Annotated in this window: 6 protein-coding genes; all 6 read right to left on the bottom strand. The window is 45.5% G+C overall.

Annotated features, from left to right (window positions below; all coding sequences use genetic code 11):
* Positions 1–452: 452 nt before the first annotated feature.
* The 6 genes from LKE88_RS02230 to LKE88_RS02205 are packed head-to-tail and all read right to left on the bottom strand — an operon-like array spanning position 453 to position 11,752.
* Positions 453–695, bottom strand: a complete 243-nt coding sequence (locus tag LKE88_RS02230) for a hypothetical protein (RefSeq protein ID WP_276802589.1) — start codon at positions 693–695, stop codon at positions 453–455.
* Positions 696–712: 17 nt separating this feature from the next.
* The gene (locus tag LKE88_RS02225; RefSeq protein ID WP_276802587.1) at positions 713–1,417 is read right to left on the bottom strand and encodes a hypothetical protein; all 705 of its coding nucleotides are present in this window, start codon (positions 1,415–1,417) and stop codon (positions 713–715) included.
* A complete protein-coding gene (locus LKE88_RS02220) occupies positions 1,410–2,873 on the bottom strand; it encodes a PglZ domain-containing protein (protein ID WP_276802586.1) in 1,464 nt (487 codons plus the stop codon). Before LKE88_RS02220 ends, LKE88_RS02225 begins: the two co-directional genes overlap by 8 nt.
* Positions 2,874–2,875: 2 nt before the next feature.
* A complete protein-coding gene (locus LKE88_RS02215; RefSeq protein WP_276802585.1) occupies positions 2,876–5,548 on the bottom strand; it encodes a DEAD/DEAH box helicase in 2,673 nt (890 codons plus the stop codon).
* Between the two features lie 21 nt (positions 5,549–5,569).
* Positions 5,570–8,056: a DNA methyltransferase gene (locus LKE88_RS02210; RefSeq protein ID WP_276802583.1), complete on the bottom strand. Its 2,487-nt coding sequence runs from the start codon at positions 8,054–8,056 to the stop codon at positions 5,570–5,572.
* Positions 8,057–8,059: 3 nt separating this feature from the next.
* Positions 8,060–11,752: a DUF6079 family protein gene (locus LKE88_RS02205; RefSeq protein WP_276802581.1), complete on the bottom strand. Its 3,693-nt coding sequence runs from the start codon at positions 11,750–11,752 to the stop codon at positions 8,060–8,062.
* Positions 11,753–11,760 lie beyond the last annotated feature (8 nt).

The following is an 11,760-nucleotide window of genomic DNA, read 5'->3' as shown; positions in this document are numbered from 1 at the left end:
TTTCAACAGAAAACTGTTCAGCCGTATGCAATCACCTTATTCATCCCCTATTGACCGCCGGAAAAGGGGCATAAAAATAAGCACCCCCAAGAACTGTGAATTCTTGAAAGTGCCATAACATATAGGTTCCGGCCATTGCATCCTTTTGTATCATTTTCATTGCGCTAACTTCTATGTTCTTACCGTCTTTGATACAATAAGAAAGAGCCTTCCCCCGACAGCAGCGTGCCGAAAAAGGCTTGAAATAAAGGGCTTCCGAGGTTCCGCACCTTTTCGATGCGAGCTTCGGGAGCCCTTTTTTATTTATTTGGTTTGTAGTGCCGGCAGCCTATTTTGTATTTACTTACCCTGCAAAATTGGCAGCCGAAGAATAATTAAAAAGTGTGGCAAAATTAAAAGGTTCTTCGTTTCACTCTGACGTTTCACTCTGACGTTTCACTCTGACGTTCTGCTCACCGTTTATTACGTGCGACTTTATATGTATTTTCGAGATATTTTTCCGGCTCCGGCATCGGGTGACCTTTATGCTTGATGTCTGCACGTTCCTCTTTTTGATAAACAGCAATGATATGCTGCCATTCCTTTGGGTACATTTCTTTGAACTTGGTCTTAAATTCTTGAATATCATTTGGATTACTCATTGCTGCAAAAACTGAGGCGACTTTTTCTTCTTTTTTCACTATTACTGCTGGCATATGAAATCCTCCTCGTTTTATTTTAATGCTACTGTTATTTCTCCACCGAAATTGTTGATCACAAAATGATCATCTGTAATAAGCTGCTCCTTATTCACTCGGTATTCAAAAGGAAACAGAACGCCTATGTTCGTAAGGTCGGGAAGAGTATAGTAGCTATTTCCGCCCACTTTCATTGCTACTAACAGCATATAATTAACGATCTGTTCGTTACTTATCGGATACTTTTGTATGTGGTATTTTCCGGGCTTTTCGCAAGAAAGCACGCCCATGTCCTTCATGGTCATGATGATCTTGTCCGTGGAATGGAACAGCGTTGTTCTTTCACCCCACTCATCAAACAGCTTTTGTTTGAGCTGCGCTAATGTGATCTCCTCCTGAAAATCAGAAATACGGCCGATTAATTTGCATACATCAGCAAACACCGGGTATGTGATAAGAATCATACACCAGTGAATTGGTAATGCGTAATCAGGATATGCGCGGATTAAAGAAAGCCCCAGTTCTCGGATATCGTTTGTTTCATCATCCTTGTAGAACCACAAATGCATGAGAATTTCGCGGGTCTTTCTTATATTGATGACGCTACCTATTTCAAAGCCCAAATACTCGTTCAGAGCACTTTTATATTCCGTTTCTTCCAAATTATCATAGAGTAAAGCCACAGCTTTGTTTAGCCATTGCATTTTAATATTACGTGAAAGTCCTACAGTTTTAGCCATTGTTTTCGTCCGCCTTTATCTTGATAAATGGTACGATGACCTCATCAACGGTTATACCGCCGTGGCTCATCACTTCTTCACCCTTTGCATCAAATGAGCGGCCTACGTCACAAATCAGATAGTCAAATTCTTTGCTCAAATAATACTTCGGATATTCAATTAGTTCGTATTGGTCGGCAAGTGTTTGTTTATCCGCAAAATCACGCAGCACGATCATTCGTCTGCTTTTTGTCTCAACTTCCACACCTGTCTTCATCAATTTTCCCATGCCGGTACACGGAGTGTTTCCATGATCCGCAGAAATATAAACATCAAAGCCTTTACTCAGAAGACGCTTCGTCAAATTCAAAAGCTGGGCTTGCTTTGAAAGAACGGAGATGTCATTGAGCATGCCTATGCGTCCTTGCTTTTGCCCATGCACCATATCATCTACGTCATTTATGATGACCGCTGCACACTTTACCGATGCAGCAAAGTCCGCTTCATAACCGCGCTCATATCCGATTTGTGCCTCAGTAAATCCGAGCTTTTGAGCGCAATCAAGAAATTCTGTTTTCTCCTTGCTTTGCTTCCACGGCGCCAACAGCTGTACCGGATATTTGCCAGAGAGAAGACATTGACGTGAAATAGATGTCGTAGTAGGGATCATTGCAAAGGCGTCTGACTTTTCGTAGTGTATGCCTGTGAATCCTTCCGCAATAATGTGCCAGTCGAATTCCGACATACCATCCATAACAATTATTGCAAACTTGTCGCTATTCCCGTGCATGTATTCCATCGCCCGACTTACGAGTACCGGTCCATCTTTGTTGATTGCCGTGGAAAGCTTTCCGAAACTGGCAAGTACAAACTGCTTGAATGCTTCCTGTGCCTGTCCGGATGAGATTGGTATGTCGTACTTAACCGACATTACATCCATTGCTGATTTTAGATTAGCCACTCGGAACCAGTCCTGATATGTCTTTGCAGAGCAGACTGATTCAGCAAGTTGATTCTGACATTCCTGAAGATATGCAGCTATATTATCGTGGCTGTATACTTTGTTCTTTAAAAACTGCTGCGTCATTGGATACATTTTTAAATCGGCATAGTTGCGCTGATAGGCCATGCACAATAAATCGAGATTGATATTCTCAGCGTCCCGAATAGCTGATGAATTCAAGTCGGGAAACAGGTTAGAGATCGAAACTTCAAAGCACCGAAAGCGCCTGTGAATATCATACGGGATATAGACGTCTGGTTTTACAATCAGCGCGCACTTTTCGTCACTGCTGTTAATCGCATCATCATGTTCTATGCGGAAGGCCAGATCGTCAGCAAAATGGATTATTTGAAAACCGTGTGCTGAAAAATTGGCGCAGTAATCCGTGACGCTTTGAAGATCATCAGCGTCGATCAATAGAATTTTATTCGAATAAGCTGCAGATGATTTTTCATACACATAGTCCGCGAACATTGCTAAGCCTCCAGTTTCACAAGCACGACCAGACGGAAATCAGGATACACCTGTTGGCCATTTTTGTAGTTTTCTTCAATTGTGTCTCTTTCCCGCTGCAGTCTTGCAATGCGGGATTTCCTTATGTTCTCAATGCCGATTTGCTGCGCCGCTTCTGTACGCAGTTTGAGAGCGTACATGTATTTCTCATAGCTCTCCTTGTTTTTCATGAGTTGTTTGTCTTTCAAATCGATGAAAGCGTCAAAGGCAAAGTCCATGCTCATTTTTTCGAGCTTTGCGTATTCCTCCGAAGTAATATTTGGCACATTTCTTACCGACAAACGAGATGCTTCGTCGAGAAATACGTCCATGATCTTTTTGCCGGCCATCGGGCGCAGTACAAAGTTCTCATTCACAAATATCGGAATGATTCGCTGATCGCTATCCTTGTCAGTCAGTGAAAGTTCCCACAGCATGAAAAAGCCGGCTTCGTTTGGGAAATTCTTAATACCTACGGACAGGAGCGGGGAAAGCCGGTCCTGCACAATATCTGTGCTCAGATGCTGAGTCACCCTCGTATCATTAATGCCCACCCGGTCGATCAATGTCATTTCTTTGCCTTGCCAGTTATCATAATAGGCAAGTAGCTTCTTCAATGCAGACTCGACATCAAAATCCGATTCCTGCCCGACAAGCTTCGTCAGGTCTTTCTCTTCGCGGATCACGTCCTTATATTTTTGGGCATTGGCGACCTGCTGCTTCATTTCCGACTCAACCGGATAAAGCGCTTCAGTAATCTTCGCCGGATGGCTGATCGAACGCATGTAGACATCTGTAAAATCGCACTCGGCCACTTCGCTGTCCAGTACATCGGAATACTTGTCGACGCCCATCTCTTTCAAAATGACCGATAGCTTTTCTTCAAGGACCTGCCTTACTCTGTTTTCGACGGTGTCCTCGATAATGAAATTGTAGATATGTACGTCGCGCTTCTGCCCGATACGATCAGCACGGCCGCACCGCTGCTCAATCTTCATCGGATTCCAGGGAAGATCGTAGTTGATGATGATATTGCTGAACTGAAGGTTCAAACCTTCGCCGCCTGCGTCAGTCGAAATGAAAATGTTGGCGCGGTCGCGGAAGTCCTGCAGCGCAATATTGCGCTCATCAATACTCATGCTGCCATTAAGAGCTGACACAGTATATCCGCGTCCGATCAGGATTTTCTGCAGATATTTCTGCGTGGCAACGAACTCTGTGAAAACGATGATTTTCTGGTTGGCGTCCTCGCTTAAAATGCTGTCGATGGTATCCAGCAGAGTTTCAACTTTAACATCCGGGTGCTGGAATTCGGCCTGCTTAGCGACAGATATAATCTGCTGCAGTTCGGCTATTTCCTCATCGTTGTCCAGAGAAATCGCTTCAAGTGCTTCCTCAACGCCGTCCTCGATGTTGAGCTCATCAAGGTCTTCTTCAGTCAGGCTGCCGATCTTTGTGGCCTGATCCTGCAGCACTTTCAAACGCCGTTCGAGGCTTTGCCGGACAGCCGCCGTACTGCTTGTGACCATGCGCTGCATAATGATGAGCAGGAAGATAAGGCACATGTTCTTTTTGCGATTCCGGAGTGCCTTGTTGTAGGTTTTGGAAACATATGCGGTCACCAGCTTATACAGCTCCCGCTGCATCGTGTGGCGCTCATCCCAATTCAGGACTACCAAATGCGTGATGCGGTTTTTGAAGAGCTTGTTTCCGTTGTTGTCAATGGCCTCTCGCTTCTCCGTGCGAATCAGATACGGTGCGACTTGCTCTTTCACGATGGATTTGGCATTTGGAAAAGCCTCCTCATCCAAAAGACGCACAAGGCGCAGGAACGGCTCGGTTTTGCCGTTGTGCGGTGTAGCCGATAGCAGCAGTAAATAAGGGCTTGCCTGTGAGAGCAGATAACCCAATTTGTACCGAGCGACCTCACTGGAGGAGCCAGCAACACGGTGGGCCTCATCGATGACAATCAGGTCCCAACCGCTGTTGATGATAGAATAAATGCGTTCCTCGTTGTACTTTTCCACGCGCTCATCAGTCCAGCCAACATGCTTTTCGATTGGCTTGATGGAGTCCATCGGCGAAATGATCTGATCATACTGGCCATACACATCTTCGCTGTCCGTCAGACGTCGAATTGTGTCAAAATCTGACGGCAGGATGATATTGAATTTCTCATGGAATTTGTCCTGCATTTCTGCGGCCCACTGGGTCACCAAGCCGGTGGGACAGACGACCAGAACCCGGCGCACGAGGCCACGTGCTTTCAGTTCTTTGATGACCATTCCGGCCTCGATGGTCTTTCCGAGACCAACCTCATCGGCAAGAATATAGCGAATGGTATTGTGCTCCATTGCCCGGTTTAGAACATGAAGCTGGTGGGGAAGCGGAATAACGCCGCTGGCAAGTGAAGAGAGCAAACCGCCTGCTGTCTCATTTTTTATCTTGCAGAGTAGCGTGACATACCGGAGATAATTCTCGTCGTAGGTGTTGGTGCCGCCGTCCTTATTCAGTTGTTCTTCGGCCACTTTGTAGACCTTTCCGGTTGACGGATTAAAAACGCGGTAGGATATATAGCTCCATGCTTCAATCCGATCCAGAACTTGAACGTTGGCACCCGTCGCCTTGTCGAATACAAAATCTCCGGTTTTCAGCATTACAATTCCTCCAGTGATGAATTACACACGACCCAAGCTGATATCGTAGTACATCAGCAGATTCTGGTCCTCTTGAATGGTTTCCTCCGGCAGACGTTCGGCCACTGCAACGATGGTCGCATAGTCCTTGTCCTTCCACAGCTTTGCAAACCCAGCACGGATGGCCTCAGAGCGGAATACTTTGAGCTTACCTTTGGTGGACAAATACTCCTGGAATTCTTTGAGCAGGTTCTTTTCACGCAGTTTCGCAATATCACCGCTCTTGGTCAGGTCAGGAATATACCAGCGGCCATCATCGTCCTTGAGGAAGTTTTCTTCGAGGATGACGGAGAGCTCCGGCATTTTCTCACGCTTGTCCAGCGCCTGGCATTCTTGCATGAATTTTGGCATCAATTCCGCATAAGTTTGCGGGCCATGTCCTTCAGGACTCAACTGCTGATATAGCCAGCCTATGGCAGATTTTTCATCAGAGACAAACAGCGAAAACTGAAGGCTTTCAACTTCGCAAGTTGAGCGTACTAAATCATATTCATTAACTTGATTTGGCAGGAAATACATATTGTCGCGCTTCAAGAATCGCTCGTCGAGACCTTTATAGAAATCTGTTGCATCAAGAGGAACAGCGATTCCTTGCATAATATGATAAGCTACCATCCTATCCCAAAGCAAAAACGCCTGACGCTCGGATACAACCTCGATAATTCCATCATTGTTCACAACGACTCGTAGGTTTGAAAGATGTTCCCTGACAAAATCCCATGCTGTATCGACACTACCAATTTTCAGTCTAAATTCTCGCGTAAAACTATCCTTTGGCTTATATGCTGAAATAACTAAGTCTTGATCAACGGTATTGTCAGACTTGTATTGCATAACCGTTTTCTTTTCTTTGCTGAGAGTGCGAACATCTGCAATAATAAAGCCTGCGGTCTGGATACTTTGTTGTATTGCATTCCAAACTGCATTCTTTGAATTGTGAAATTCTATCGTTATCCAATGATTAGGCTTTAAGACGCGGAACAGTTCACGAAAACTCTGGCTCATTAATCCTGTATATTCAGGAAGTGCTTTGTTCTGGATGTTGTTAATGATAGCTTCTTCCGCGTTGTTTGTTTTTACTTTTAACCAACTTTCTGGCATGAAGTTCAATTCAGAGTACATAATATTTGCGCCAAAAGGAGGATCTACAAACACATAGTCAATGCTATCTGTTGGAATATTGCTCAAATCGGTCGCCGATTGCGTGCTAACGAGCACTTTCCCTTGCTGGTAGGAAAGATGCCCCAGCTTTTGCAATTGGAACAACAATTGATGGATAACATTATTTTCTACGCTCAACGAGGGAACGTAGTATGTGCCAACCATAGGACCTACTAATGCTCTGCTCCCGTGTTCAGGCATATATCGATTTAGCAGCGTGAGTTTAGGCAAGATACTGGTAAACAGAAACATCTTTTTTTGATCTGTCTTAACTCTTGCATATGTCTCGCTGAGCATGAATTGAGTTCTTTTCGTATAGAACGAGTTAACCCAACACATTCCATGCGACCGCTTAGGCTGTTCAGTATTATATCCTGTGGGCAGCTCATCCTTCGGTAGCCATTCTACGATTCTTGAGGTCTCAATCTTAGCAATATCATCTGCATCTGGCGTTTTTACAAACCGCTTTTTATCAATGCTGTAGTTAATCAAAACAGGCACCTTTACAGCGTGTTCGGCATATTCACCAGAATCTGTCATATCAGTCTCTTTCTTGAGAATCATATTAAGTTTGCTTATTTCAAAATTGCACTTTGGACACTTGAATTTCTTTAAGGCTTTTTTTGTCTTAGGATCGAGGGCCGCATTGTAGTACACCATTTCCTGACCACAGTGAGGACAGAAAAAGACATCTGACCAGATTGTATAATTTATAGTTCCTTCAATCGGTTTCCCACTAAATCCAATCTGTGTTTTCCCGTTTACAACATGATTCGTTCTGTATAGATAACCGTATTTGTTAGATAGTTCTTCAATGATTCCTTGTAATTCAGATATCACATGCGAATTGTTTGAATTATTATAGTTTGATGCCAAAAAAGTTGCGTAAGGAGACAAGTCAACCAAAATTGCATTTCGGGCTCCGCTATTGCACAATTGCGCAGCCACACCAGTCATTCCGGAGCCACAAAAAGTATCGATGACCGTATCGCCCGGATTCGTGTAATGTTCAAGATAGGTCATTATAGCTTTTGGCGGAACCTTTGTATGATAACTATGGATATTGTAAATCAAGTCATGCTTATCTTCGGCCACATCGTCTGTGTATGGCTCACGATGGTAATCATCCGTTGCCTCATCATATGGGGTTCCATTCTCCTTGATAAACTCCTCAATGAAGGAATTGGGGCATGCTGTATAGAAAGGCGCATCGGAAAGCGCAATAATATCCTCATCGCTGCCAATGGGAAAGCCTTCGATATTGCGGACCTTATCGATATCCGCTTTTGTAAGTTTTCTGCGTTCCATCTCTTATTCCTCGCTTTCTCTTCTCTTGACAACAATTCGGAGCGTCGCTGCGTCTTTACCCGCAGTATAAGTTGAAACGATCCCGTTCAGCTTTGCCTTGAACGTGGCTTCATCCAGCGGCGGCAGCTCGTCCAGCTTCTGTACAAGGTCTTCCACGATGATGACAACCGGCTCGTAGTTCTTCAGGAGAGCCATAATGCTCTTGACAAAGAAGTCATCCACACGCTTCGGCAACGATTTGCTCGAAATGAAGTCGTCAATAACCTTGGCCTGCGCATCGGAGAGATACTCCTTCTGATTTAATACCAATGGGTCAGAGATGGTATCCAGCAGCACTTTCGTCCATTCTGCCACCAGAGCATCAATACGGTTTTCAATGTTATCGAGCTGTCCGTAGGTGTTCTTTGCCTTGTCTTCCAGACTGAATCTGCAATGCGGGCAAATCGAGCTGCTCTTCAGTTCAGTCGGCGTCAGATCATAGCAGACCTTGAGCGATGCCAAATCCTGCTCGATCTCCGCCAACTTTGCAGAGGATAGAATTTCGATGGTACGCAGCTTCCGCAAGTTTGACAGAGCGATACTCTCCTGAATCTTGCCGCGACGCTTTGCATCCTCGATGCCAAGGCGCTTCTTTTTGTGCTCGTCAAAGTAAATGGTGATGTATTTTTCTTTGATCTTTTCCAGTTCGGCACAGACCTTTTGCGCTGCGGCCTCGCCGGTGGTTCCATTCATGATGCTGTCGCGTGTTTCGCGGAACGACGCTTTTGCATTTTCGATCTCGGATTTCAGAGAAGCACCAAGGTCAATGAACTCAATGTCCGCAATGTACTTTACGACATCTCCACAGTCGCGCTTGAAGGCCATATACTCCGGAACGATCTGCAGGAGGGCGATCTTCTTGCCCAGTTCTTCAACCTGATCGGAAGTGAGGCTGAAGTTGTTCAGCTTGGCCGGTGTATTGAAACGAGCGCCGTAATTGCTGAATTCATCCTTCACCGCCGTGCAAGCAGATCGCATGAGCTGAATCTGCTGCTGATTGGCAAGCGGCTCGCCCCACAGGTCAAAACCTTCGGTGAGCTTCCGCTCAAGCCGAACCGCATTATTGCAAAGCTCCTGCGCTCTCTTGCAAAGATCAGTAACTCCTTTTTCACGGTCATTTGGGTTATCCAGCAGCGCCGGGTTCAGCTGAATGATGTCAAAGAGCTTTTTCAATTCAGCCATGGAAATCTGCGCAGGCTTCGAGAGATATTTGAATTCATACAAGTCAGTCGCGGAGATCTTCGGCACCTTGTCCAGAGTAGATGCAGTAATGGTTTCGCCGTTCTTCAGCGTGATTACGGCGTAGCCTGCATATACCATCGAAAGGAAAATGACCGGCGTAAAAATGTGCCAGATACGGAACTTCTTATCGATTTGCCAATAAAGTCCCTGCGGCTCGAACAGATCAGAGAAGTTGAGAACGCCTTGCTGCGGAAGTGCCTTTATCAAATCAATATAGTAAGCGGCATATTTGGAACCTTCCGGGCGTATTTTCTCGCCGTCCAGCACGCCGAAGCTCTGCAGCATAAGCGCAGACTGCTGGGTCTTTCTGCCCGCAAAATGGTCGAAAGCGACACGTGCGTTGTCAGCCATATTTTTGTGCGTAATTTTTGTCTTCATAACCGGGAATTCCGGATAGATGCGGTCAAAATAGCCGTCAAGGCAGAGCGACGCCGCAAGGTCCATCGTATCGTTGAATGTGTAATCCCGGTTGTAGCGGCCTTTCAGGATTTCAATCAGCTGATGCCGCTCTTTGTCATAAACAACATCAAAGCAGGTATTCTTATTTTCACTAAGGAACTTCACAAGGCCCTTGCGCAGTGTGCCTGCCTTCGTCAGATAAGATTCCTTATCCTTGCCCTCACTGATGCCTGCCAGACTATTTGCTGCGGCATAAAGCGACAGCATTTCATAGAACTCATCATTGGACTTGAAGTAGAAGTAGACCTCATCTTCCTTGTCATTTCTGGCTGCGCCTGCGTTGCCATAGGGCGGCATAATGTGAATATAGAAGTCGCGCTCCGGCTGAGCCGTGCTGCGCTCGCCGGGCAGGCCCATAAAGAGATAGCCTTCGCGGAAAATGTTGTGGCTGTCCCAATTCAGGTCATGCTCATAGATTTCAAAGCCGGGAACATATTGCTTTTGTTCCCATTCAAGGCAACTGTAAACGACCTGATAGAAAAAGCGATTCAGTTCTCCTTCGGCCAGCAAAGATGCCTTCTGCTTTATCTTTTCGTCGTAATCGACGATCTTGTCTACATCAATATAGTACTGACCGTTTCCTTCGTTGAAGATAATAAACTGCCCGGAAACCGTCTTCATGATTTCACGCAGAGTAGCCTTGACTGCTCCGAGCAGGAAATCGGCGTCCTGTTCCGGCATGGTAAGGTACAGGCACAGGTCATCCTTCAGGTTTTCCGCAGTAAGGCCGAACTGTACGTCAAGGCCATTCGTAGTAAGGCGGTGAACGCTCAGAGCATAGATGATCTGAATTGCCATTGGCTTATACGCAGGCTTCTGGAAGGACCGATTGATGATGTCTTCCAGCTGCTGGCTCGCCGTTACTACACGGCTGATTGTTACATCGCTGCGCAGAAGTCCATTCGACTTGATTGCAGGCCAATAATCATCAAAAGAGATGACGCCGGGTGCGTCTTCCGGCACATTGGTATTAGAAATATCTTTGATTGTCAAGGAAATGTTCTTAAGAATATGGCGGTTCTCAATCAGATATATGCGATTGAAAACGTCGATGTAGGACGGATGGATCGGGAACAGGTCCACAAATTCATCCATTCTGGAGGACATTCCGGCATAAAGGTTACTGAATTTCTCCAGATGCGCACGAATGAGGGCCTTTTGCTCTGGCGTCTTTTTCAGAATTCGTTCCGAGACAACATAGGATGTGGCCTCTTTGCTGATGATGATTTGCGTAAAACGATCCTTGACGTGCATCAGCGTGTCTGATACGAAGCTGAAACGCGGGTTATCAAATACCTTCTCCTGCACACCGAATATCACACGCAGATTTGACTTTGAGCACATTTCCCCCAAGGCGCGGAAGAATTCCAGATCAAGTACGATATCCCGCTCGTTACGGGACGTCAAGTATGACAAAAACTCATCTACGACAATGAGATAGCCCTTATCCGGATACTTTGCGGAAAAAGCCATCATCATGTCCTTGATCAGCTTCTTATTATCGCGGACAGTCGAAAAATCCGGGACCTCAAAGTCAATGCCACGGCTATCAAAATCGTCCTGAATAAAGCCGAACAGGATTTCACGCAGTGACATGGTAACCCCACCGATTTCAATACGGAGCACCTCAAATTTGCCGGCAATCGGTTCCATGCTCTTTGCAAACTTCTTGTTCTGCAAGTACTGAAGGTTATCAGCGTTATTGGCAACCGCTGAAATCACAGACATTAAGTGAGATTTACCGGTTCCGTAGTTACCAACGACGAGAACGCCCTTATTGTCAATGACCTCGTCCATTCGCAGCTGATCGATAACCGTGGCTTTCAAGCTATCGGCCATAGCATCGGACATAACATAGGTCTTTACATATTCGCGGGCCTTATTTTCATCACTGGCGGTCGTGAGCTGAATGACATCTTCAATCGGATTAAAACTAATTAGTTTAGAATATTTCATGCTTTTTC

Source organism: Acidaminococcus hominis, assembly GCF_022484025.1.
Taxonomy (GTDB): Bacteria; Bacillota; Negativicutes; order Acidaminococcales; family Acidaminococcaceae; genus Acidaminococcus; species Acidaminococcus hominis.
Note: the sequence above shows the minus strand (reverse complement) of the source record. Positions and strands in the feature narration are given on the sequence as shown.